At 57.6% G+C, this 24,152-nt stretch carries 21 protein-coding genes; 18 read left to right on the top strand and 3 right to left on the bottom strand.

What is annotated here, in order from left to right; genetic code table 11:
• Nucleotides 1-7: 7 nt before the first annotated feature.
• The 14 genes from ACNFIA_RS18205 to ACNFIA_RS18140 all read left to right on the top strand — a co-directional run bounded on the left by ACNFIA_RS18205 (nt 8) and on the right by ACNFIA_RS18140 (nt 13,829).
• Nucleotides 8-472, top strand: a complete 465-nt coding sequence (locus ACNFIA_RS18205) for a hypothetical protein (RefSeq protein ID WP_416787349.1) — start codon at nt 8-10, stop codon at nt 470-472.
• A 24-nt stretch (nt 473-496) separates the two neighbouring features.
• A complete protein-coding gene (locus ACNFIA_RS18200; RefSeq protein ID WP_416787347.1) occupies nt 497-1,264 on the top strand; it encodes a hypothetical protein in 768 nt (255 codons plus the stop codon).
• 149 nt (nt 1,265-1,413) lie between these two features.
• Complete coding sequence (locus ACNFIA_RS18195) at nt 1,414-3,252, top strand: PRTRC system ParB family protein (RefSeq protein ID WP_416787344.1); 1,839 nt, start codon at nt 1,414-1,416, stop codon at nt 3,250-3,252.
• A gap of 32 nt (nt 3,253-3,284) precedes the next feature.
• Nucleotides 3,285-3,791, top strand: coding sequence for a PRTRC system protein E (locus tag ACNFIA_RS18190; RefSeq protein ID WP_416787341.1), 507 nt, complete (start codon nt 3,285-3,287; stop codon nt 3,789-3,791).
• A 9-nt stretch (nt 3,792-3,800) separates the two neighbouring features.
• Nucleotides 3,801-4,013: a PRTRC system protein C gene (locus ACNFIA_RS18185; RefSeq protein ID WP_017519830.1), complete on the top strand. Its 213-nt coding sequence runs from the start codon at nt 3,801-3,803 to the stop codon at nt 4,011-4,013.
• A gap of 102 nt (nt 4,014-4,115) precedes the next feature.
• Complete coding sequence (locus ACNFIA_RS18180) at nt 4,116-5,516, top strand: hypothetical protein (protein WP_416787338.1); 1,401 nt, start codon at nt 4,116-4,118, stop codon at nt 5,514-5,516.
• Complete coding sequence (locus tag ACNFIA_RS18175; protein ID WP_416787336.1) at nt 5,506-6,201, top strand: PRTRC system protein B; 696 nt, start codon at nt 5,506-5,508, stop codon at nt 6,199-6,201. The genes ACNFIA_RS18180 and ACNFIA_RS18175 overlap by 11 nt, the downstream gene beginning before the upstream one ends.
• Nucleotides 6,202-6,204: 3 nt before the next feature.
• Nucleotides 6,205-6,996 (top strand): PRTRC system ThiF family protein, encoded by a 792-nt coding sequence (locus ACNFIA_RS18170; protein ID WP_416787334.1) that lies wholly within the window; start codon nt 6,205-6,207, stop codon nt 6,994-6,996.
• Nucleotides 6,997-7,472: 476 nt separating this feature from the next.
• A complete protein-coding gene (locus tag ACNFIA_RS18165) occupies nt 7,473-8,882 on the top strand; it encodes a hypothetical protein (protein ID WP_416787332.1) in 1,410 nt (469 codons plus the stop codon).
• Nucleotides 8,872-9,624, top strand: a complete 753-nt coding sequence (locus ACNFIA_RS18160; RefSeq protein WP_416787330.1) for a hypothetical protein — start codon at nt 8,872-8,874, stop codon at nt 9,622-9,624. Before ACNFIA_RS18165 ends, ACNFIA_RS18160 begins: the two co-directional genes overlap by 11 nt.
• Nucleotides 9,621-10,610, top strand: coding sequence for a hypothetical protein (locus ACNFIA_RS18155; RefSeq protein WP_416787327.1), 990 nt, complete (start codon nt 9,621-9,623; stop codon nt 10,608-10,610). Before ACNFIA_RS18160 ends, ACNFIA_RS18155 begins: the two co-directional genes overlap by 4 nt.
• 172 nt (nt 10,611-10,782) lie before the next feature.
• Nucleotides 10,783-11,889 carry a DNA polymerase III subunit beta gene (dnaN, locus tag ACNFIA_RS18150; protein WP_416787324.1) on the top strand — a complete coding sequence of 369 codons (1,107 nt, stop codon included), beginning with the start codon at nt 10,783-10,785 and terminating at the stop codon, nt 11,887-11,889.
• A gap of 24 nt (nt 11,890-11,913) precedes the next feature.
• Entirely contained in the window at nt 11,914-13,479 is a 1,566-nt protein-coding gene (locus ACNFIA_RS18145) for a sigma-70 family RNA polymerase sigma factor (protein WP_416787322.1), read from the top strand.
• A complete protein-coding gene (locus ACNFIA_RS18140) occupies nt 13,476-13,829 on the top strand; it encodes a hypothetical protein (protein WP_316866182.1) in 354 nt (117 codons plus the stop codon). Before ACNFIA_RS18145 ends, ACNFIA_RS18140 begins: the two co-directional genes overlap by 4 nt.
• On the opposite strand, the gene ACNFIA_RS18135 is transcribed toward ACNFIA_RS18140, so the two are convergent.
• Nucleotides 13,796-14,269 carry a hypothetical protein gene (locus ACNFIA_RS18135; protein ID WP_316866183.1) on the bottom strand — a complete coding sequence of 158 codons (474 nt, stop codon included), beginning with the start codon at nt 14,267-14,269 and terminating at the stop codon, nt 13,796-13,798. The genes ACNFIA_RS18140 and ACNFIA_RS18135 overlap by 34 nt on opposite strands.
• 119 nt (nt 14,270-14,388) lie before the next feature.
• On the opposite strand from ACNFIA_RS18135, the gene ACNFIA_RS18130 reads away from it, so the two are divergent.
• From ACNFIA_RS18130 to recA, 4 genes are all read left to right on the top strand, one after another.
• The gene (locus ACNFIA_RS18130) at nt 14,389-14,934 is read left to right on the top strand and encodes a hypothetical protein (protein ID WP_316866184.1); all 546 of its coding nucleotides are present in this window, start codon (nt 14,389-14,391) and stop codon (nt 14,932-14,934) included.
• Nucleotides 14,935-14,987: 53 nt separating this feature from the next.
• Entirely contained in the window at nt 14,988-15,983 is a 996-nt protein-coding gene (locus ACNFIA_RS18125) for a twin-arginine translocation signal domain-containing protein (protein ID WP_316866185.1), read from the top strand.
• A gap of 64 nt (nt 15,984-16,047) precedes the next feature.
• Complete coding sequence (locus ACNFIA_RS18120; protein ID WP_316866186.1) at nt 16,048-16,344, top strand: hypothetical protein; 297 nt, start codon at nt 16,048-16,050, stop codon at nt 16,342-16,344.
• Nucleotides 16,345-16,391: 47 nt separating this feature from the next.
• Nucleotides 16,392-17,429 (top strand): recombinase RecA, encoded by a 1,038-nt coding sequence (gene recA, locus ACNFIA_RS18115; RefSeq protein WP_416787317.1) that lies wholly within the window; start codon nt 16,392-16,394, stop codon nt 17,427-17,429.
• Between the two features lie 35 nt (nt 17,430-17,464).
• Here the strand turns inward: recA and ACNFIA_RS18110 are convergent, their stop codons facing one another.
• Nucleotides 17,465-18,394, bottom strand: coding sequence for a chemotaxis protein CheB (locus ACNFIA_RS18110; RefSeq protein WP_037011136.1), 930 nt, complete (start codon nt 18,392-18,394; stop codon nt 17,465-17,467).
• The gene (locus ACNFIA_RS18105) at nt 18,391-24,150 is read right to left on the bottom strand and encodes a response regulator (RefSeq protein WP_416787313.1); all 5,760 of its coding nucleotides are present in this window, start codon (nt 24,148-24,150) and stop codon (nt 18,391-18,393) included. Before ACNFIA_RS18105 ends, ACNFIA_RS18110 begins: the two co-directional genes overlap by 4 nt.
• Between the last annotated feature and the right edge of the window lie 2 nt (nt 24,151-24,152).

Raw genomic sequence — 24,152 nt, 5'->3', positions numbered from 1 at the left:
GCTCCAAGTGATCAAGTGTCTTCTTCCCCTGCTGCTCGCATTCTCCGGCGCGGCCGCAGCGAGCCAGGCCCAAGTCTCTGTCATTGTCGGCACGAACGAGCCAGAGTCGTTTCTTGTTCCACTGGACGGGGAGATCCATGAGATGGATCTTCGCGACGCTCACCGCTACAACGCTGCATTCGTTGACCCGGCCACCAAGCGCGAGATCTGCCGCGATGGCGAATACAAGACTGGCCTGGTCCTCAAATTGCGTTCGCTCCCGAATGAAGGAAACGAACAGCCTCTGGAGGTTGTGGGGATGGTCACTACCCTGACCTCCATCAAGAATGGTGCAGCTCTGAAATGCGGTACCAACCAGGACGTGAATCTGGCCAACAGATCGCTGTCCGAGATGCTTCGACTGGCCCCCAACAAGACCAAGCCAATGGTCATTGACGGCAAGTGGACAGTTTTGATCAAGTTGCAGCCGTAACCCACATGGGAAGGAGGGAGTGAAATGACCTGGAGCTACCTGCGACGTGATTTCCTCCCTTCTGATGCGACCTGTGTCTTCTGCCACAGGCCGTTGCACAGCGAGCAAGGCATCGTCATTGCCGATGGTGACGGTACAGAGGCCTTCACCGGGCCAAGCTGTGCAAAGAAGCACCTCGGTCAGCCAGAGGATCGCTTGCTTGATGTCACCAGTCTCGCCCTGCTCGTAGTTGCCGATGAGCCGGCAGCCGCAGCTGATCCTGTCTCTACTCCCTCTCAGAAATCAGACCCGAATTACGCGGCTGAATCCAAAACGCCAACCGCAACCTCACGCCCTCCCCTCCCTCCTCTTGATGCTGTTGTGCAGTACGTTCGCTTCCGTTGTGAGGTCATGACCGATTTCAAGTTTGCAGTCTCGAAGACTCTTAAACAGGCTCATGATGAGTACAAAGCCACCGGAGCGATAAGCGAGGACGTGGAGAAAATGGTTGCTGGCGCTATGCGAAATGCGACAGCCGACAAGACGGTACTCAGTCCGGCAAACGTGAAGCTCTGCATTGGATTCGAGCACTGGCTCAAAGAGGCGGTTCAGCACACAAGCGTTGACCGTCGAGAGTTTCTGGAGAGCATGCTGTCCACCCTGCGCCGTTACTGGTCCCTCAGTTCAGGCCAGGTAAGAGCAATCAATAAATGGGGGGAGCATATTCGCAAAAAGAACGACGACTTCCCGCACCTGGATGAAGACGTGTTTGCTCGGGTGGTCCTTCCTGATTTCATGCGCCGCAAGCCTTAACCCGGGCCTCCATTCGCCCCGCAGCATCGGTTTTGAAACGCCCCCACCTCAGCAGCTAGGCGGGTCAGAAAAATTCTTTATCTGCCGGTTCTGGCACACCTCGATGCCCCTGAAAGTTTGTCCATCGCAAACACACAGAGGCATCCAACATGAACGCCGTGATCCAGCAACTGCCCACCCAAGACGCCGCCACCGAACAAGCGGCCATGCAGCACGTTGTAGTTGCCCGCGTCCGCCGCAATCCGAGTGTTGACCCCCGCAAGGGCCGCCACACTTCTCTGTACCTCCAGATCAAAGAAAGCATCCGTCAGCACGGCGTACAGCAGCCGATCATCGTTCGCCCGATTGACGACCCCGACTTCGACTTCGAGGTTGTTGCGGGCAACACCCGCTGGCAATGCACCGTAGACCTGGAAATCCCAACCATCCCGGCGATCATCCGCAACCTGACCGATGCCGAGGCGCGAATTATCGCCGCCATCGAAAACATGCAGCGTGCCGACCTGACCCCCATCGAGGAAGGTAAACACGCGATGGTGGTGCTGGCTGACTGCGGCAATGACCACGCCGAGGTGATGAAGCTACTCGGATGGTCGCGGACCCGTCTCGATGGTCGCATCCTGCTCTCCCGCGCTTGTGCGGAGGTTGAAGAAGCACTGTTGCAGGGTCAGATCAAGATCGGCCACGCCGAGCTTCTCTGCCGTCTGGAAGACAGCGATCAGGCTCCGATCTTGGCGCGGATCATCGAACAGAATCTGACGGTGAAAGAAACTCAAGATCGCTTGTTCGCCATCTCCCGCGACATCTCGACCGCTCGCTTCGATACCAAGGACTGCGCAGCCTGCCCGCACAACTCTGCGGCCTACATCGACCTGTTCGAAACCGCAGTAAGCGGGGCCAAGTGCCAGAACGCAACATGCTGGAATCAGAAGACCAGCGACCTGATTCAAGTGAAGATCATCGAGGCGAAGGCAGATTATGGCGTCGTCCACACCGATCTGACTCTGCCCAAGGACGGTTACGTTCGTCTGGAGGCAAAGGGCCCGAGCGGTGTCGGTGAGAATCAACTCGGCGCATGCCTCTCCTGCGAGAAGTACGGTGCTGTCGTAAGCACCAGCGTAGGACAGGAAGGTGCAGTAGCTGGTGGGTATTGCTTCGACCGCAACTGCAACAAGCAGATGCAGACCGCCTATCAAGCCGCACTGGCTGAGGCGACCGGACAGCAGGCAGCGACTGAGCCAACCGTCCACAAGGCTGGAGAAACCGGGACCAATCCTGAGTCTGGACGCACCCCGCCGTCTCCCGCTCAGAAACCGGCTTCGGGCAAAGGCGCCACCAAACCTTCTCAACCGCAGGCATTGAAAAAATCGATCCGCCGTGAGGCATTCAACCTCTACGGCCAAATGGCCTGCAAGGCAGTTCAAGGCAATCGCAAACTGGCCTTGTCCATCGCCATTGTCAGCATGTACCTGGAGATGCGCAGCTCCCTGCCCAGCGAACTGACGACCCGCATCAAGAAACGTCTCGGCATCGGTGATTTCGTCTCCGATAGCGACCGCTGCAAGGTCGAGGTGAAGCTCGCAGATCAGGACGAATCCGAACTACTGGAGTTGCTGACCAACCTCGCTTCCGTCACCCCGTTCCGCAACGACAACGCAGACGCCTTCGAGCGTTCCCTCTCGGGTAGCCAATCCATCGCCTACATCAAACACGAAGGCATGAAGCCCGTTGAACACTTCCAGATGAACGAGAGCTATCTGAAATCGCTGGTGAAGGCCGGGATCATCGAAGACTGCAAGCGCTCTGGCTTCGAGGCCCACTACAACGAGGTCAAGGGTGACAAAGCCTTCACCAAGCTGGCTGCGGAGAAGACTGACGACCTCATCAAAGCGGTACTGGCATTCAAGGATTTTTCTTGGGCCGGGTATCTCCCCGAAGCGTTTGAAATTTCTGCACAGGACGGTTCTGGCACGCGCACCAAAGGCTGAAACTTTCCCCATCGCAAACAAGGAGAAACCCAATGACTACCGCCACCTTCTTTACCGCAGTCAGCCAAGCCCTGACCGACAGCAGCAAGCACCTGAACATCGACATCGCTGGCCTCGAAGGAGGCCGGATCAAAGTCACCCTCAGTGCAAACATTGGCGTCACGCCCGAAAGTGCCTCCCCCGCAGAGAAGAAGCTGCGCGCTGCCATCGCCAAACCGATGGTCCTGTCGGGTACTCCCGAGGAAGTGGAAACGGCCCTATATGCCCGCGTGTCGGCCCATGCCGAAGTGGTCAATACCGGCCTGAGCGCGCTGGATGAAATCCGCAAGTTGAGTGCTGCCGCCGTGGAGGCTGCCAAGCCTAGCAAGTCCGCAGCGAAGCCTGTGCAGCCCCCCGCGAGCGCTGCATCGCAAGGTGATGATGATGACGTGGAAGACGACGAACTGAACGAAGGTGCGGACTCTGCCCCCGCAGCCGAGTCGGCACCCGTAGCGCCCGCTGATAACGGTGCATTCGCCTCTCTCGCTGGCAAATTCTGAGGACAGCCCATGACCATCGCCATCCTGACCCTCGACCGTGTTTTCCGCTATGCCGGCCTCGATCTGGACGATCCTGATCCCAGCATGGAACCAACCGAAGTGCTCAAACACTTCGCTCGCCAATACCCGCGTCTGATGGGCGCGAAGATCGTTGAACCCATTATCGAGGGCGACCGCCATGTCTACGAGTTCCGTGAAGCCAGCTTCGGAGCCAAGGGCTGACGCCCTCGCCACCCTCAAGGCATGGGCGGACGGTGACAAAACCGCCCGCTCCGCGCCGACAAACCCCGATCACGACCTGAACAACGATCAGCTGAGGCGGCTATGGGCGCTCCTGAACTCTCCTACCTCCCCCGGAACTATCAATTTCCCCGTTCCGCGATGACCCCCCTTGCTCTCCCGCAGGTCTCTATGGCCGTGCGGGAGGCACATGGCCTCGCCTTTGGCGAGTACGGTCATCTGGTTGATCGCAAGAACCACGCCGCTTTCTGCCTCGATGCGTACGAGGGCGGCATCATCGGTGACGACGCACTCGATTGGCTGACCGCGTACCCCAACGACTATGGGCTGCACCTGGTTACGCAAGAGGTCGTCGAAGCCGTTGAGTCTCGGCTGTCCTTCTCGAAGACTGGCTTGATCCGTGGCGTAAAGCGCCGGTCGAAACTGCTGGGCACCCCTGCTTACGAGCTTCAACCCGCTGCGCAGAAAGCAATGGCCTGCATTGAAGCAGGGCTGTTCACGGCTGATGCTGTTGCCGACTTAGTGAAGATGGGGCCGGACTGCGCCTACCACCTCATTCAAAAGGTCGAGCAAACCCTCATCGATGTGACCAGCGCTGACTGCCCTGAGATGCAGAAATGGCTGGCTATGGAGGTCTATGGGGAAAGCTTCAACGTCAGTGCGAAGATGCTGCATCGTTTTGAGTTGCCCCTTCCCCCGACAGATTGCTTGGATTTTCAGGAGGTCCGAGTCTTCCTGTTCAAAGCGCTGGACGCGATGTCTTCCTTCCTCATTCACTTCCACACCCCGTCAACTTTCATGGGTGTCCACAGCTATGACCTTAATGGTTACGCCGACGCTTACGGTGAATTGAAAGATCGCGTCCGGAACTCCACGCCTGACGAACTGACGAGCTATCTGATGGAGACTCCCGTCGCTCAGTTGCCCTTTGAGACCTGGGCTTTGGGATTTGAAGATGACGATGACCGCGACGAAGAAATCGTGGCGGAAGCTGCGTATCTGCTCAAAGAGATGGATCAGCTAACCCAAGACACTCACTTCACCCTGAACCACGATCAAGGAGCCAACCCGAGCGAGGAAATGAGAGAACTGATTGCCCAAATTGGGGATTCAATCTCCGCTGGTAGCAAGTTCAGTTCCGTCCTGTCCGTCATCAAGGACGCATTCGAAGTTTGTCTCCATCACGCTGACAACAAGGACCGCGCCACCAGCGAACATGAGCTGACTGGTTCCGCCGAGGAAGGATGCGGCCTGTTTGAAACACTGGTGGTCTTCGTCAAAGACGAGTACCAAAGCCTTGAGTCTCAAGCTCTCAACAGTTTCGACGAGCGCGTCCAAGGTCTGTGTGACATCTACATTTCGTTCCCGCTCGATCAGGAGCTTCTGTCACGGCAGACGCGACCGATACTGGTGAAAACGCAGCAGTGCTTTGCGCTGCTCCAGCGAATCACCAAGTCTCTTGAGGACCTTGAACATGCTCAGTGAAAAAGTCGAATGCCGTGCGATGCTCATCCACCATCACAAGGAAACCAAGCGCCTCGATATTACTTCCCACGCCGTGATCCCTCTGGATGGCGGAAAGAACTTCACCCTCGGTGCTGGCCGCGCGTTCTCCAGCCTCGACAAAGAGGTACTGATTGACCTGCTGCGCGAGGAAGAACCCAACTGCGAGTTCATCCCGCCGAATCTACTGGTGAAGGGGCGTAACCGTCTTGTCTGGTACACCGCTCCCCAGGTAATCGAAGTCCCGTTCAACAACGAGTTGATCAAAGCCCCCATTCCGGGCCTTGTGTACATCGCCGGAAACGGATCGTTCCGCTGCTTCTCGTACAAGGGTAAAGCACGGCCGACGGCTGAAACGGAGCTTTTCTACGCGCCTTTCGGGAACACCTACGCCAACGGCAGCTTCTGCTCCGGTAACGTCAAACTTCCTCGGGAGATTCTCATCGAGAACATCCCGGTATGGCAGCGCTTTGTGCTGGAAAGCACCAACACCCACGCCGGTGGCGTGATCCCGCTGACCAAGATCAAAGACTTCAGCGAACTGGTCCAGTTCTACCGCACCCTCGCCTCGAAGAACGCGAGGAAGTTCCCCGATCAGCGACTCAAGGCGGCACTGGCCAACCACGACCATTTGACCCTGAAAGCTGCCATCGGCGGGGAGGCTTAAATCATGGCTGCTGCTGAGAAGGTTGCTGTACAGCCGATCAACTTCAAGACCCCCGAGGCTTGGCGCAGTTCAGCTCCGCGTATAGTTGTCATCGGTGCCGGTGGCAACGGCAGCGAGGTTGTGGATTGCCTTGCGCAGTTCCATCACGCAATGGTTTCCCTCGGCCATCAGCACGGACTGCACGTCACCATCATTGATGACTCCGTGGTGCGTGAGGCAAACCTCGTTCGCCAGCGTTTCTGGCCTTGCGACCTCGATCAGTTCAAAGCTGTGTGCCTCGCCAACCGCTACAACCTGATGCTTGGCATGGGATGGGAAGGGCTTCCGTTCCGGTTCCCCTCCCCTCAGACCGCTCACGCCATCAGCAAAGCGGACCTGATCATTTCCGCTGTGGACCTGCCTTCCGCTCGTGTGGCCATTGGTGCGTGCCAGAGCGTGAAGCACAACTGTATGTGGCTTGATCTTGGTAACGCCCACCGGCATGGGCAGGTTGTCTTCGGCGGTATCAGCGCAGCCATGCGCAAAACCTACCCCAACGTACTGGACGCTTACCCGGAAATCCCCACTCTGGAGGACGATTACACCAAGTCCTGTTCAGCAGCAGACGCTATCCGTACGCAGGACTGTTTGGTCAACCGTTCAGTTACCACGGCTGGGATGGGGATCGTGTGGGAACTGCTCCGCTATGGACAGACCGAGAAGCACTGGCTTGTCCTGAACCTCGCTTCCGGTGAGCAGATGACTTATCCGTTCCCGCAACCGACCCCGAAACGTGGAACTCTCAAAACAGTGTGAGTTGGTTCCTATCCAACGCGCGGCTTTCAACTGCCACCTGAGTACCAAGCTCAGGTGGCTGCGCCGGTAACGTGGACAGAAGCCGTTCCCGATGCCCGGCTTTCAAGTACGCCGACGCGCAGGCCGAGCAGATGGTGAAAGTATGGAGGTGAGGTACATCCTCCGGTGCGACTTGGGCGAAAGGAGGAAAGCCCGACAGTTCAGCGCCGCAGATCGAGGTTGAACTGCAACCTCGGCCTTCGCCGCTCTGCACCTGGACGAGATGAACCCGGCCTTGCAGGCACACCAATGCAATGGAGCCGGTCCCGTCCAACGGCTTCTACCTCGAAGAGCTACGTGAAACGCAGTATATCGAGCCGCCACCGTCGTTCCAGCCATCGTGCATCCCAGGAATCCCCCAAAACATGAAGTAAACCTCTCCACTGGCTGGAGGGGCACTTGGTCCCCACTATTGGGATGAACCAGGTGAAGAATCAATGCCAGCCATCCATTTCTACGACACTCTCACTGCCGGCCGCTCCCCGTCCGAAGGACAGGTCCTGCGCTTTGACTCAGCGCTCCTCCCTCTGGACGGTGAGGCCCTCTGTTCCACCACGAACATTCGGCTGCGAGATGATCTCTTTCTCGATCCCGTCTCTCTGCTGGACTCAGAGCTGGCGCTGTTGCCGCTTGATGAAGGCTGTAGCGAACTGGAATGGGCCAGGAGCGCTTTTCAGATATTCAGCCGCCCTTCCACCCTGCATGTAGGGTTTGGTTCATCAACCCGGCATGACCCATACATCCGCTCGACCTTCTACCGGAACCTGCTGCCCCATCCGTGCCTGGGTCTGCCGGCCAACTCCCATTTCCTCGACCTGGATGTTCTGTTGCGGGCAATCCAGCTAATCCGTCCGGACGAGTTGCCCTGGCCAACTGCCGGCCTGAAAGGCGGCATTAATGGCCTGTACAATTTCCTGATGTGGGAAGCCGGCCTTGGGCCAGAGAACAGGGCTTTCCGTGTCAAGGAGCTGCTAGGGTCGATCTTAGAGACAAGCCCGAAACTCGCAAACCACGCCTTGACGGTCAGCTCTCCAGCGCAGATCAAGTCAGTGATGGGGATGGATGCGGGAGAGGTCTGGGACCTCAAGAGTGTGAAGCCGGTGGTTATGGTGCATCCGTCGCTACCGGATAAACGTGGAGCAATCCTCGCTGTGCCCGTGGCGGCGGATGTGAGCTACCCGGACCTGATTTGCATGGTGGACCTGGAGTGTGATCTTTCCGAGCTATGTTCGGAGTCAACGGTCAACCTGCAGCACCTGGTGAGGAACAATAAAGGGGATCGGTCAGCCCCGCTGTTTCACGTCAGCCTGAATCGAATCCCATTTGTCGCGCCGATCAGCGCCATTCGACCAGTTGACGCGAAACGCCTCGGGATCGACATCTCGGTCGTGAAGCAGAACATCAAGCTGCTCTCCAACTCCAACCACCTCGTAGGAAGGTTGAGGGAGGAGCCTGTCCTGCAACTACCACCGCAACCCGTCGATGCAGACTTCCGGCAATGGGCCGGCGAGTTTCCAATTGAAGACCTGGATCTGATGCGTCAACTCCACGCGGCTGACTTCAGCGCGTGGCCATCCTTGCTGATCAAGGGCACCGACCGCCGCTTACGCGACCTAGGCGGGAGAATGCTTGGGCGCTACCAGGTTGATGCCCTCACTGCGGGGGAGAAAGGCCTTTGGCAACAACACTTGGTGCAACGGGTCTCCGGGGATTCCAGCCCCCCGTTTCGGCTGGAACCGCTCCTTAAACACGCGGAGGATATGGAACTGCAGTACCCGACAGCCCCTGGAGTCATCGGGCTTCGGGATCGTCTTCTCCGCTTGAAGGGCATGATCAATGACACCTGACACTCCACCGAGCCTCGATCCGTATGAGTTCAGGTCGTTCAACGGATACCTGAACGAAGCCGGCGAGCACGTAGAGACCTACCTGTCGCTGATGCACTTCATCGAGGCGGAGAAATTCAGGGGAATTGACGAGGGTTACCGGCGCTACATCCTGAGCATTGATGACCGCGACGATTTCCTGCTTGAAACGGCCGGAGTCACCCAAGGAGTTCGTCGTTCAGATTGGGAGGACATCAAGGTTTCGATGGTCCGGGCCGGACTCTGGATGCAACTGGTCCAGAACAAGGATGCACTGGTGCCCCTGATCCTCCACCCAGGTTGCTCAAGTCCAGTTGGACTTGTGGAGATGGCCATCAAGGACATCGCTCGCCGCCTCCAGTCAGATGACCCGCTGCGGAAAGTTCTACTGGTCGGTGCAAGTAGTTCAGATGCGTGCAGCACTGCTGAGCTGGAAGACGTTCTGGACCACATATTCGACGTGAGACTCCCCGACGAGATTATTGTGTCGGCCGAACCGGGCCTAGCTTCGCAGGCGGCACTCTACGCAGCTCATAGATACATCCCTTTGCGGATCATCCCTCTTGCCTCGAATGCTGCCGAGTTCGCCAAGAAGGCGTGCGGGGTAGCGACCCATGTCTTCTCGCTGGTAACTCAGGGGAAGCCTTCAACCCTTGCTCAGGCGACATACGATTTAGCATGCGAAACCGGACTCATCGCACACCAGGTAGAGCTTTCCGCGTGAACGGTAAACCAGTCGGCCTCGCCATTGCCTTCGCTGTACTTGGCGGATGCGCGGTTGAACAGCCGACCTGGGTAACGGATAGGCCCCATGCCTACTGCTACCAAACAGCAGACGATGCTTGCCTCGCTGATCTCATCTCAGCCCACCTCACCAAGACACCTGGTGGTCCAACCCGCGATGAAGCTGTTTGGAAGACCACTGCCGTAGTTCGTATTGCCGGGACAAATGAGCCAGAGGCTCTCAGAGCCCTCCAGAACGACGCGGAGCGTTTCGCCTGTACAGCCCAAGGGTTTTATTGGGAACAGGCCTCTGAGGCTGTCCAAGAGGCCAAGGCGGGCCGATTTGACCTGGCCCTCGCCTCAATCAGCCAGATCGAAGACCGAGATGCGCGGGATTTCTCGTTATCCCAGCTTGTTCAGGTTTCGTCCGAGGCAAAGAACGACCGTGCATTGGCCCAGACCTTGGACGCCTTGAGCAAGGACAATGAGCGTGCATACATGGACGCCCTGCTGATCCGACTTCAGGTGCTGCTCAACCAAGGTGACCTGGAGCGTTCGACCGCACTCCAGAATCACCTATTGGACTACTTCGCCAAAGACCCCTCGACCGGGACTGAGCCGGCAAGCGAGATGGTGATCTCCTACCTCTCGAATGGATTGAAGCTGGATGCAAAGGACTTCCTTGCAAAAGCTGGTAGCGAGATACCGGGCGTCACTTCGGCGGACAACTTGAAGCTGTTCAATCTGGTGGGCCAAGTCATCGAGGGGTACTACCCAACACCTGACGACTTCTATCAGTTCAGCACCGACAAAGCGCGGTTGAATGCCTACCTGGTGCTCGCCAGGCACTACCGCAATATCGGGAACAAGAGCATGGTCACGTCGATGCTCGTTGAGGCTTCGCGCTTCTCCCAGAAGGCGAGCTTCAAGGGAAACAGGACTGAAGTGGCCAGCAGCTTTGCGGATTTCCTGCGATACGCGAAGTGAGGGTTATCAACCGAATCTGTGTGTAACTCAGAGGATAAGTGTGCCAACGCATGGTCCCAGCGCAACGCACACCACCTGAACAAAAAGTGAGCAGAGGTCGAGCATTCCACGGCTTCTGGCACCACTGAGAAGAGGCTCCAATAGAGGCATATTCACAAGCCTGGAGCCGCCCATGAAGTTCACTGCCCGCGTTGAAAGTCTCGCCAATATCCTCAAGCAGAGTGGTCGTATCGCATCTGATAAGGCCAGCGACATCGCCGGTAATCTGCTTCTCTCGGCACAGGCAGGCCAGCTCGATGTAACCGCCCATAATGGGCAACAGCACATGACTCTCCACTACCTTGAGGTCAATGTGCTCGCTGCAGGGGACATCTGTATCTCTGCCAAAAAGTTCGAGCAGATCGTCTGCTCCCTTCCTCCTGACCGGGATGTGACCGTGACCGTAGGTGAGGACAAGGCAACAGTCACCTGCGGTCGTTCTCGTTTCAGCATCGCTACCCTCCCGGCTTCCAACTTTCCACAAGCACTCCTACCGGAGGATCAGACCCAACGGGCGCTGACCATCGACGCTCAGGCGTTACGGGACGGTATCCGGCGCATTGCCTTCTGTGTCGCCCGACGTGACGTGCGGACCTACCTCAATGGGATGCTGTTCGATGTCGGCGAAGGGAAGCTGACTCTGGTCGGGACCGATGGGCATCGGATGGGAACAGCCGAGATTCAGGTCCCTACCGAAAACACCCTCAAGTTCACTCTCCCGGTTGCGTGCCTCGAAGACGTGGCCACATTCGCCTCCGAGGGGGAAATCGAGATTCAGCACTCGGGCAATCTCGTAGCTTTCATCGGGCCGCACGGAGTCCTCACATCTCGCCTCATCGACGGGAAGTTCCCCAACTACGCCGACCTGATCACCCGAGCAGAGCAAGGAACGCCCATCAAAATGAGCCGGGATGCAATTACCAGCGCCGTGGCTCGCGTCAGCCTGCTTTCGGATGGGAAGTCCCAAGCCGTGAAGCTGAAATTTGGTCAGCAGTCGGTTGAGGTTCTGTCCGTCTCCAACGGTGTCTCGGAGGTCGAGGAGGCCGAGGACCTGCTCCCCTGCGACTTCTCCAGTGATCCGTTTGAGGTGGGTCTGAACAGCAAATACGCCCAGGAGACATTCCGGGCGGTCGAAACGAACGAACTCCAATTTTTTTATACGGGGTCCGGTAGTGGCACACTCGTGATGGCCAAAGACTGTCCCCATCAGAAATTCATTCTCATGCCAGTCCGCCTTTAAGGCGGACTCTTGAAGGGGCCAGACATGATGACCATCGAGCGTACCGCAGCACCCGAGGTTGCAACCGACACCTCTCTGTCGAACGACCTGCAGGAGCCCAGCAAGGGCTTCCTGCTCCCCTCCACCTTACCGGCTATGCCGGTACTGGAGGGCGCCAAATCGCTCTTGTCCCTGCCCCAGGAGCAGGCGTTGGGGTATCGCATCATCCTCGGCCAATTCGGGGTCCTTAAGGCGATCTCGAATGACACGAGCATCCTGCAAGGGTTGGTCTCCGAAATTTGGAACGCGATTGGTGAGAACGAGAGTGTGGACAAGGCCGCCGCGATGATCTTTCAGGACGGCGCATGGGTCCGCGCCGGCGCTATTCCTGATGCAGACTTCGCCTCCCTACTCCGCAAGAAGCTCAACACCATCCAGACCCTGATCTCCGAGCTGAAAGCCTTCGCAGAGCCAGGCTTCGAGGACAACCTGTTCGTGGCGGCCGTGCGTGCGGACCTGCAGAAGAAGGTGCTTGAGATCCTCCCCTACGACCTGGTGCTCAATCGTGCGGCCGGCGAGTTCCGGGCGAAGTGCAAAGACATCTCCGGTCTGTGCAAAGACCTGGTCAAGTACATCTCCGATGAGGTGCGAATCCCTCGCCGCTCGGTGGGTCGGATCATCAACGGCAAGTGGACCTCGCCAAAGCTCATGCCCTCGCTGATGCTTTCGGGTGGTTACGAGCTCCGCCTCTATCCTCAGAAAGAACTCCGCCGACTGCGCCAGGCCATTGTCGACCAGCAGCGCTTGATCTACTCGGCAGCTTCGACAGCTGACATTCCGGCCGAAGATCTCCTGGCCGCCCTCGAAGAGTTCAACGCAGCCGAACGTGTAGTCCACGATTCAGTTGGATTCTTCGCGAGTGCCAACATCCGCTTGGTGGATCAGGTCGTTTCCGGGTATCGGTTTGCAAATGATCTGGAGCAGGTCCGCTCGGCTGCCCAACTGGGACTGGTCCGGAGCATCTATCGCTATGCCCCAGAGAAGGGCTTCAAATTCTCTACCCTGGGCATGACCTGGATACGCCAAACCATCCTGCGCGACCTCACTCAGCAGGAGCTGATCCGTCTGCCGGAAGGATCGCATGGGGCGTTGAGCAAACTGAACGCGGCCCTGAAGGAGCATCCGAACGCCTCGAAACCGCACCTCAGCAAAATGACCGGTCTGTCCCTGGACGACGTCGAGAATCTGCTGTTCTTCGTTGGCTCCGGTAAGCCGGTTTCGCTGGACTCAACCTTCCAGGAAAGCGGGAGTTCAGAAGCCGAAGGGATGCACGAGCACCTGGCCGACCAGAACAACTGCTTCGCTGACGAAGTCATTGAAGAGAACACCGCAGCCTACGTGTCAGATGTCCTGGGAGAGGTGCTCACTGAGCGTGAGCTGCAGGTGGTTATCGCGCGCTTCGGTATTGGCGGAGGAGAACCCCAGACCCTGGCTACCCTCTCTGAAAAGATGGGCGTTTCCAAGGAGCGAGTTCGTCAGATCGAGAATGAAGCGCTGAAGAAGCTGAAGGACAGCCGATTTGCGGGCACTCTGCTGGAGTTGCTGGCATGACCCACATGACCCTTCCGATTTACGGGGCCGAGATCGAGGCCTTCGGGGTACTTGGCACGTTCATTGGTGCTGATGTGATGGATACCGGGGAAGTTTTCCTCACACTCAAGAGCACTCCCCAAAATGCTCGGCTGATAAGGGAAAAGGCTGCGGCCGGCGGACATTCAACCTTGGAGATCACTGACCGGCTCGTGCAGGTTTCGAAGCAGCACTGTCTGTGGCGCAACACACCTGGATTTGATGTGACGGACGAACAAGGGTACGTCGCTTACCCAACGTCTCAACATGCACGTACGGCAGCAGCTGTTCATAAATTTCAGCGGGCCATCTCGCGTCTCAACAGGCTTTGAGCACGGGCCCGTTGACGAGCAGACGAAGTCTTCATCTCGAGAACGAGTTTGGCGTACTCCGCCACGCCCTCGAAATCGCCAACGACCTTCAACTGATCAGCCAGCTGCAGGTTGAGGGCCGCATCAGCGCAGTCTTCCTGAGGCAGGACCTGAGTCACCTCAACGACCGCCCTGACTTCCGGCTCCGGCTCAACGAGTACCTCCTCGGTCTTCGCCGGCTGGCGCGAAGTTTCGGCTGGAGGAGAATGGGGGATCATCTCGATTTTCATTGTCCTTACCGGCTCAGGATGTAACCCCTCCTCCGCTCCAGCCTGCGCACCATGCCCATCATCCGAGCCAGATGTCTTTCCCGCGGCGCTGTTGAGCCTGCCAATCCAAAGAGCTGCGATCGCACCAAGCAGAAGGACAGAGCCGATGATGCTGATGATCTGCGTTTCCAAAATCCGTTCCTCGAGTTCCTTACCCAAATAGTCGCGCGGCTGTGCCCTATTTCGTGGTTGTGCTGGTGGCACCATTGCGAAAGCTGACAATCGCATCATCTGACACAGGAGCAATTCCAATGCTTGACCACGATGATGCCTTTCAGACGATCGAAGTCCCGGTGAACCTCAATGGGATGATGAGGGTGCGAGTCCCACGAAGCACCCATCCCGAAGACGCAGAAAAGCTGGCGCTCGAGCAATTCAAATCTCGGCTGAGCCAAACCACTCACTTCGGGGAATCCGGGTACTGCTCCTATGAGTTCACCGGGGAAGCTTGGAGTACAAAAGGCCAGGCCAGGGTCGGCGAACTCACCTTTGAAGTACGCCATGACCTGGCCCTTCAGGTTTCGGGGGCAATGGTGGCCGTAGCTCCCGCCGCCGGCCAATTTGGCGCGGACCGCCTACGAGCCAGGCTGACAGCCTATGTGTCGCGTGAAGGTGTCTACATCACCGGACGGAAGCCCGGGAACGACAGCGAGCACGTGATGGTGATGGTCAACGTCCAGGAAGGCGAAGCCACAGTAAACGTCATGTCCCCGTCCGGAGATGATCAGTTTCAAGCAGAGGGGCAGTTGCCGATGGTGAGCGTTCCGTTCCCTGACATGTGCTGGAGCGTCAACTGAGGGCACTCGCTCTCGACTATTAGGGCAAACCCTCACTCTTCAGGTGGATTGAATTGGAAGTCTCTCGTAGGCGCTTCGTGAAGATGTCAGCAACAGCGAGTGCTGCAGCTGCCCTGGGCTTTGGAGTGAGATCAGCCGAAGCCGCGGCCATGAGCGCCAGTATCGCTTCGCTCATCATCGTCGACCCGGTGACGCTGGAGTACAAGATCTTCGGCCCTTGCTGCCATTTCTGCCCGGACCATCTCATCGTCTCGCACTACCAACCAGTGGCTTTGGTTGAGGTCATAAAAGGCGGGGGCGATAGCGTGATTGGCCAGCCTGTCGGCGGTCCCTTCAGCGTGGGTACCGACCGAAACTCCTATACGACAATGGCCGTAAGGATTTGGCAATTGCCAGACTGGGCAATCGATGTCGCGATGGGCGGGCAGTCGTGCAAGCTTTGCGGTGTGAAAGCGGCCCGAAGGCACAATATCTCGCTCTCGTCCAAGTTCGACATGTGCGGTGCAGCCGCAAACCCAGTCGTGTCGAAAGCGGTCAGCGCCTTCAATGGTGCTCTCCCGAACTGTTTCCCTAAGCTGCTCTACAGCACGGAATTCGATCCCACCTGGAACACCGGTTGTCGTGACATAGTGGCAGCGGAGTCGATCGCCGGCGTCGTCTGTAACCCTCTGACTGGGTCGTTCTCAGTACCAGGTATGGAGGTCTGCATCGGCCAGTGGGGTGGCCTCTATCCACGCCAGATGGCATCTCACAACGATAATGCCTCGATCGCTGCCGGGATCGCGGCTTATCGCGCGATCCACCTGAGCGGCTTCACGATCGGTACATTCCCGTTCAGCGCAGCTCTGTCGGTTGGAAAACTGCAGCAAACGAAGCCCTGGCCCACTGTCGGTTTCAAGGCTGGAAGTACACTCCTCGATACCGCGATGCGGCTCTATCCAGTGTCCCTGGAGGAGATGTATGCATTCGTATGGTGGACGCCTGTTGTTTGCTGCAAGGACTACGAGGACATCATGGGTTGGTGTACCCCCCAAATCTGCAGCGTGTAATCCACTGGTTCTGTCACACCTCATCCACCCTTAGCTTGGCCCTGTGTTCACCGAGGGCCATTCTATGGACAGTTTCCAGATCACAACTTCTCCGCTCCTTCGTCAATTCGCAACTCGACTTGACCCGCAAACCATCCAAGTGACCACGAAACTCGGGGTCGCCACCATCATTCGCGCCGACTTCGATCAGAAAGCGTTCCCCTCGGATCGGGACCTGCAGGAAGACTTCCTGCGCGACCTCATCAGCCGAGCTAATCCTGGCGCTTCCCAACTGCTGGACCAGTCATTCGACAAATGCCTCGGAGACCAAGCCAAGGCAGTTCGAGAAGTGCTTGGTTCTGTCACGCCCCAGCGCAAGTGAAAGTGGACTCACGCACATCGCGTCTATCAACGTACGGAGTTGAAACCATGAACGACAACCGCGGAAAAGCACTTCAAGCAGCACTGAGTCAGATCGAACGCCAGTTCGGCAAAGGCGCCGTCATGCGTATGGGTGATCAGGAGCGTCAATCCATCCCGGCAATCTCCACCGGCTCCATGGGCCTGGACATTGCGCTGGGCATCGGCGGCCTGCCACGGGGGCGTATCGTCGAGATCTATGGACCGGAATCCTCGGGCAAGACCACCCTGACCCTGTCGGTCATCGCCCAGGCCCAAAAGGCTGGCGCAACCTGCGCCTTCGTCGACGCCGAGCACGCGCTGGACCCGGACTACGCCGGCAAGCTGGGCGTGAAAGTCGACGACCTGCTGGTCTCGCAGCCGGATACCGGAGAACAGGCTCTGGAAATCACCGACATGCTGGTTCGCTCCAATGCCGTGGATGTGATCATCGTCGACTCCGTGGCCGCGCTTGTACCGAAGGCCGAAATCGAAGGTGACATGGGCGACCAACACGTCGGCTTGCAGGCGCGCCTCATGAGCCAAGCGTTGCGCAAAATCACCGGCAACATTAAGAACGCCAACTGCCTGGTCATCTTCATCAACCAGATCCGGATGAAGATCGGTGTGATGTTCGGAAGCCCTGAAACCACCACCGGCGGAAACGCGTTGAAGTTCTACTCCTCTGTCCGCCTGGACATCCGCCGTACCGGCGCGGTGAAGGAAGGTGACGATGTGATTGGTAGCGAAACGCGGGTGAAAGTGGTGAAGAACAAGGTCTCCCCGCCGTTCCGTCAGGCTGAGTTCCAGATCCTCTACGGCAAAGGAATCCACAAACACGGTGAAATTGTGGACCTCGGCGTGGCCGCGGCGGTGATCGAGAAGGCTGGTGCCTGGTACAGCTACCAAGGCAACAAGATCGGCCAAGGTAAGGCAAATGCCTGTCAGTACCTGATGGACAACCCGGCGATCTGTGAAGAAATCGAAGCCAAGATCCTCGATCAGAAGATCCAGACTGTCGTGCCACAGGGGCAGGATGAGCCGGAGGGGGACCAGGACGTCGCCTGACCCAAGAAAAGGCCGCCCTCGGGCGGCCTTTCGCTTTACACGCTGATGCCGTACATGCCGCTCATCTGCCGCGCCAGATCAGATGGTTTGCCGGAGAACGAAACCCCTCCAGTCTCCCGGGCAGCATCGGGCATTGACCGTGCCTGGCTGGACTCTGCGTCCTGCGCCATCACCACTTTGACCTTCCCTTTCAAGTCCCGGATTGCCGATGCGCCGTCATCCCCCATGCCAGTGAGGATGATAACCCCCAGCTTGCCGGGGATTGAGCTGTAGACAGAGCGGACGACGGTGTTGATTGAGGGACTGTAGGTATTCGGCTTCACCGGCCTCAACTGGATCGTACCTCCCCTAATCTCAACCGTCTGGTCACGAGGTACCACGAAGATCGTACCGGCACATACCTTGGCACCATTTTCGGCTGGCACAACCTCCCAACTAGTAGTGCATTCGCTTACCCGGTGAACGTAGGTGTTGAACGCAGATTCGGTCAGATGTTGGACTAGGAAGATGCTCACCGGCAAAGCCGGGAGATCCGAGAGGAAGTCGCGGATGGCCTTAGGACCACCCGAGCTGCAACCGATCACCCACGTATCATTCGCGCTACGAGAGTCGATCTCGGCCTTGTTGGCCTCCAGATCATCTGCAAGGTCCGGGAGGCTCTTCTTCAACTCCTCCACGAGCTTATTGCACCAAGCCTGACGCTCTGGCGGGCTCATGGTGTACAGCTCACGTTCATTGAGCACGCACACCGGCTCCTCGCGACTCACCATTTCCAGCACATCCTCAGACGCAAGGATGCCGGAGTCGCTGAAATCCACGATCAGCGCATGGACTGAAGTTGCAGCCAAGTCTCCACTCTCGGCATGGCTCAGATCGTAGACCGTGATTTCTCCAACGATGGGACTGAGCACTTCTTTGATGAGCGCTACCTGAACGTTACTCGTGCTTACGAGCCCGACCCTCATGCTACTGCTCCTCGCTGGGCGTGATCCGGGCGGACTTCATTGACGGCATCGTCCAGAGCAACGCTGTCACATGGCTTGTTCAGATAGACATTCACGCCGGCGCGCAAGGCTTCCTCCTCAAGGTTGGTTCGGGTAGTGAGCATGATGATCGGCACCTCTTTGAACTCAGAACGAGACCGAAGCGCCTTGGTGAGCTCCAGGCCGTTCATGCGAGGCATCTCCATGTCCACCATCACAATCTCCGGCAGGCGCTCCAGCGGCAGCATGTCGAGCGCATCTTGGCCATCGCGCGCAGTGACTACGGTGTATCCCCGTCCCTCGAAATGCTTGGTGAGGAGCTTCCGATAGCTCGTTGCATCGTCGACCACGAGGCAGACCGGCTTGAGATCGCGTTTGACTGTCTTCACGCGATTCTGGCGCAGCTTGTAACCTGTATCGGTCCGTTTGAGGTTGAGTCGCACCATCTCCGCCACGTCGATGACAAACACCGGGGAGCCATCGTGCATTTCAGTCTCACCGATGATGCCTCGGACCTTGGCGAGGATGCCGTCCAACTTCCTGATGTGGATCTCAGGCATAGAGTCGGTTCCGTCGACCTCTACCGCGATACGCGTCTCCCCTTGCTGGCAAAGGATCACGAGCACGTCCTGCTCAGTTTCGTGGCTCGCGCGCATCTCTGGCATAGCGAGGAGGTCCGCCAGATGCACCACCTCGAATACCTTGCCTTCATGCTCAATCAGCGCCTGGCCCTTCTGGGCGCGCTGCTGCTCCAGGTCATGTCGCTTGCAGTTGATGATCTGGGACATCGAGTAACTGGGGATTGCGAACCACTGGGCACCAGTTCTGCAAAGGATTGCCCGGTTCGAGCCGATGGTGAAAGGCATCTCCAGGGTGAATGTTGTGCCCTGACCCAGGGTGCTTTCGATGATGAGTCGACCGCCCAATCCCTCGACAGTGGTGGCAACGATATCCATACCAACGCCGCGCCCCGACAGCTGGGAAACCTTGGCTGCTGTAGAGAAACCGTTGTGCGTGATCAGACGGAGAATGTCTGACTCGGTCAGCTTGTCGTCTTTGCTGATGATGCCCTTTTCGATTGCCTTGGCCTTGATGACCGAGGTGTCGATTCCTTTCCCGTCGTCTTTGACGTTGATGACGATGTTCTTAGCGCGGCGGAACACATTGATCTCAAGGCGACCCTGGCCAGGCTTACCCTGGGCAACACGTTGCTCTTCAGTCTCAATGCCGTGATCCAGTGCGTTGTTGAGCAGGTGGACGAGGGGATCACGGATAGCGTCGAGCATCACCTTGTCGACGATTACTTCCACACCGCTGAACTCGGTCCGTACCTTTTTCCCGAGCTTGCTCGACTCGCGTTCTATTAGGGAGGTAAGTGCGGGGCGTAGGTTCTGGAAAGGGACCAGGCGGCTGTCGAGAAGGTCGCGCTGAAGGCCCTTAATCAGCGCCCCCTGCTGTCGATACGAGTCCTTGATCTGCTTGCCCTGGGCGAACATCTCCTCAACGTCTTGGATGGTTTGGGCGAGCTGCGCCCCCATCGTCACATTCAACGCAGACAAGTCATTGAACCGCTCAAGGTTGAATTCCGTAGCAGTCTGATGAGCCATCTCCGCCGGCACGGGTTGGTTGATATAGACCCGAAGAGCACTAGTGAACTTCGTATGGTTGAGTTGCTGGGCCTCGAGCTTCTCCCGGATGACACGGGTAAGCATCATCATGTCGGAGTGCAACGACTGTTGGCGGTATCGAGCCGCCGTCAGTTCATTCGATTGCTCAACCGCGGTGTCTAGCAAGCGCTGGTCCACTTTGATTTTTTCCGATGCTCTATTCCGACGCTTGTCGTCAGCGCCGTGGATCGAGTCGTAGGCCTTGAAAATGATCTCGCGGATGACGGAGCTCTTAACTGGCTTGAGCGGTTCCGACTCCATGGTGATTCCCACTACGGATTCCCGCAGGCTGTTTTGTAGAGGCTCTTGCGGGACTTCGACTTGATCCTCGTCCTGGTCGCAGTCAACCTCGGCGGACCGCGCCTGCACGAACAACGGCGCCTCGACTTCAATCACAACTTCCTCGGCGATCGCCGGTTCAGGATCATCGAGCATGGGAGCGATGGTGTTGGGCTCAGGCCTGAGTTCACCACCATCGATCTGAGCCTCGCCACTGTCCGCCACCTGTTGTGCCGCGATGCGCGCTGCATGGCGCTTCTCGCCGCCCTTCCCGCGTGACCTGCGGCGAGTCTTTTTATGCTGTCCACCACCATCTCCATCGGCCCGCACTGTTGTCGACGCAGCCTCCAGCGACTGTTCTTCGCTCGGAAAATCGGAGGAAACCTCACCAGCTGTGTGCGGGTGGAACGAAGCTTCAGGGGAGGTATGTACCGATCCATCTGGCATGTTCCCGATAGGACCTGCTTCTGCCTCGCCGTCCAGGCCATCCTCATTGAGCAAGCTCAGGTCGACTCGGTTCTGCTGTACCGCTGCTTCAACGCAACGAATCAATGCGGTCGGAACTTCATAGCCAACAGACCGACGCATACTGCTCGTCATCTGATCAAGGGCAACCAGCACGTACTCAACGAGCTTGGAGCAGTCTGCAGACGCAGGGATGATGTTGAGCGCGAGACTTTCGAACAGGCTCTCCATGTTGTGGGTGATGGACCTGATCGAGGCTGCTTCGGCCATGCCAGCGGCGCCCTTCAGGGTGTGCATCTGCCGCTTAATGGTGGAGACCAACTCTGGGTCGTCCATTTGGCCCATCCACCGTTCAACGTTCGCCTGCAACTGCGGTAGAACCTCTTCAGCCTCCTCCGTGTAGAACTCAGCCATCTCCATGCTGTATTCAATCGTGGCCAGAGTTGCGTTCAGCGCGGTCATGTTTCGTGGAGTTGACGGTTGCGAAACCGGGCCCGGTTTAGCATGCGAAACCGGTGTCGCCTCCTCGGCAGGTACAACTGGTGCTTCAGATGGGGCACTTGCAGCTACAGATTCGTGTACGGGAATAGGCTCGGCCAGCAGGTCAACAAACTCCGCCTCAATGGTCTCGCTGCCCAATCCGTCCACAACCGAAAGCCAGGCATGAAGCGCCGGAGTTTCTGTTTTCCAGGGGAAGGCCTGCTGGAACTGATCAACCTCGATAAGGGCGTCGCTCAGAGCAGTGACATCGCTGTCGAGTAGGTTTACTTCCTGGCTACGGAATTGGTACAACTTCGATTCCAGGGCGGCGAAAAAACTCACCAGCGGCCGGCACTCAGCGCTAGCCGATATCCCGTTCAGTGAGTGGGCTATTCGACAGAACGCCTCGTTGATGTCCTTCCGTCCACTTTGCAGGTAACCGAGCATCGCAGACTGCTGCTCCCTGAACTCTTGCTTGAAGAGGTCAATCAGAACAGGGTCTACACCTTCGGGCATCTCACGCAGCTGGTCTTCATGGGCGAGAATCACTGCATCAGGCTCAGATGTCATGAGGTCTGGGGCGGGCTCAGGATGAACTTCCGACCCGGGCTTGGACTCTGCCGGTGCCTCGGCAGCGGCCATCTCACTGCCCTGCTCGTCCAGAGAACTCGTGCTCCGCATCATTTCAGGATCGACCTTCGCCAAGAGCGCATCAGCCGTATCCTTGACAAAGAGGGATACCTTGTTCCGGAGGGAGTATTCATCCATGCAACGGATGCACATCTCCACCCCTGAACGCAGGAGCGAATGCTCCGGGGTGTAATCGAACTCCTCCTTCACCGAGCGGTTGGTCACGTCCTTCGTGTAGGCAGCGACGGCGGTTGCGATGCGTCCAAACGATTCGTGACCGTGCATACGCGCAGCCATAGCCAGGCGATCGGCAGACTGGTACAGCTCGTCCATTCGTTGCCGACTACGAAGATCAAGGCTGGTGTAGCTGTCCTCGAAAACTTTACGCAGTTCGAACAGCTCAGTAAGGAATGGGTCTTCCTCCTCGGCCGGTACACCCTGAGCCGCTTCGAATTTCAGAAGCAACTCGTTGGAGGTCACAGCAACTACCTCGGTGAAATCGATCCCCCTTTCGCGGAGTGCATCGCCGGCTTTCCTCAGGTAGTCGGGATCAGGTTCCAACTTCGCATGGATGGCTTCCAGATAAAGCTCGATCGCCACCAAGGCCTTTGCGAGTAAATCCAGCTCCGGGCTGTAGGTCAGTTCACCATCTTCCAACAGACCGACCAAGCCGGAGCACACTGCAGTAAGCAGCCCACCTACATGTTCTGCGCCCGAGAACTTGAGAGCCGCGGCAGTATTCACCAGCGACTCCAACCCGTCCTTGAGTTCATCCTGTCCCATGCCGCTTTCAACATGGAGCGACACCGAGCGACGGGTTTTGACCACCTCAACCAGGGACTCAGCAACGAGGGTATCCAAGACGTCTGCGCTGACGCCTTCGATGTTCAATGCCTTGGTGGCGTCATTCTCGTTGATGAGGTTGATACGCTCATCCAAGAACAGAATGTAGGACTTCAGATCCTCGACCATTGCTGAGCTGATAGAAGCAACAGTCGCGGCACCTGCCGTAACCGATACTGCCTTGTTCGCAACTCCTGCCAGCTCGTCCTCGCCGACCATATAGAACACGTTGGCAGTAGAGCGCATGGCACCGCTGTACGCCTCCAACTGAATCTTGAAGGCGTCATCCGACTTGGCCGAGAGTGCCCGCCCCAACGAAACCATTGCGGTATCAAGCAAGGGCTTTAGCTCTGTCACCACATCAGCGATGGTTGTGGCCTCGGCGGCTTCGAGCCGACTTTGCAGCTTCGCAAGCGCATCGGAGTCGACCGACTTTCCGATGTTGAATACGCGCATCACTGCCTCGATGCTGGGCGCACTCTTGGTCGAGAGACTGAGGACATAGAGAAGGGACTTGAAACGTTCTGCACCAAGAACTTCCAAGGCGGCCTCCTCCCCTCCCAGGCCAATCTTCTGGACAGCTACAGAGAGCATGCGGATTTGGGAAACCGTGTTACCACCGCTCCTCAGCCCCCCAATTGAGAGTGCTTCGAGGAGGCATTCCCCAACCCACCAAAAGTCGCCTACCTCCGGCTTATGGGAGACCTCCTGCAATTCACGCAGGACTTGGCGCATGTCTGCCAGAGCTGCTTTGTTCTGCGTCCCAATGTAAGAACTGAACGCCGACTGGAAGCGACGGGAAGCGGAAGAGAAAACCTCCTGCTGCTGGTCGTCGCTTACGGCGAGATTCTTATGCGGGGGGACGACAAACTCGAAGGAGAGCATGGTCGGCGGGAGGCTATCTTCGACCAGCAAGGGAACGCCACGGATCTCGCGAATCTCATTGATCTGCTTCGCCAGGATGCCTGGGGCATCAGGCGCGCCATCGATGACCATTTTGAGGTAGTTCGGCAGCATCACCATGCCGGACATCATGGCAAGGACTGCTGCAGAGGCGCGCTCCTCTTGGATCAGTCCCTCTTGAATGCCGGTACAAACCACCTGCATCTCAAGCGACAAAGCAGAACCGCCAGTGCTACCACAGACCGTAAGAGCCGAGTGGATGAGCCGAGCATGCTCACTGACGATCTGGAATGCCTCCTCCATCGCTTTTCTCTGATTCGCAAACCACTCAGGCTGGGCACCAGCAGGAGGGTTTTGGAGGTCGGCGTGTCTTTTGAAATAGCTGTCGATGGACGCCTTTGCTATCTCAACGCTCCGGATGACCGGGGGCCGAATCCAAGACAGATGTGCAGCGTGAACATTCTTCGGCATTA

It is taken from the genome of Pseudomonas sp. NY15437 (genome assembly GCF_048068435.1).
Classification (GTDB): Bacteria; Pseudomonadota; Gammaproteobacteria; order Pseudomonadales; family Pseudomonadaceae; genus Pseudomonas; species Pseudomonas nitroreducens_B.
This window is presented reverse-complemented; position numbering and strand designations above follow the sequence as displayed.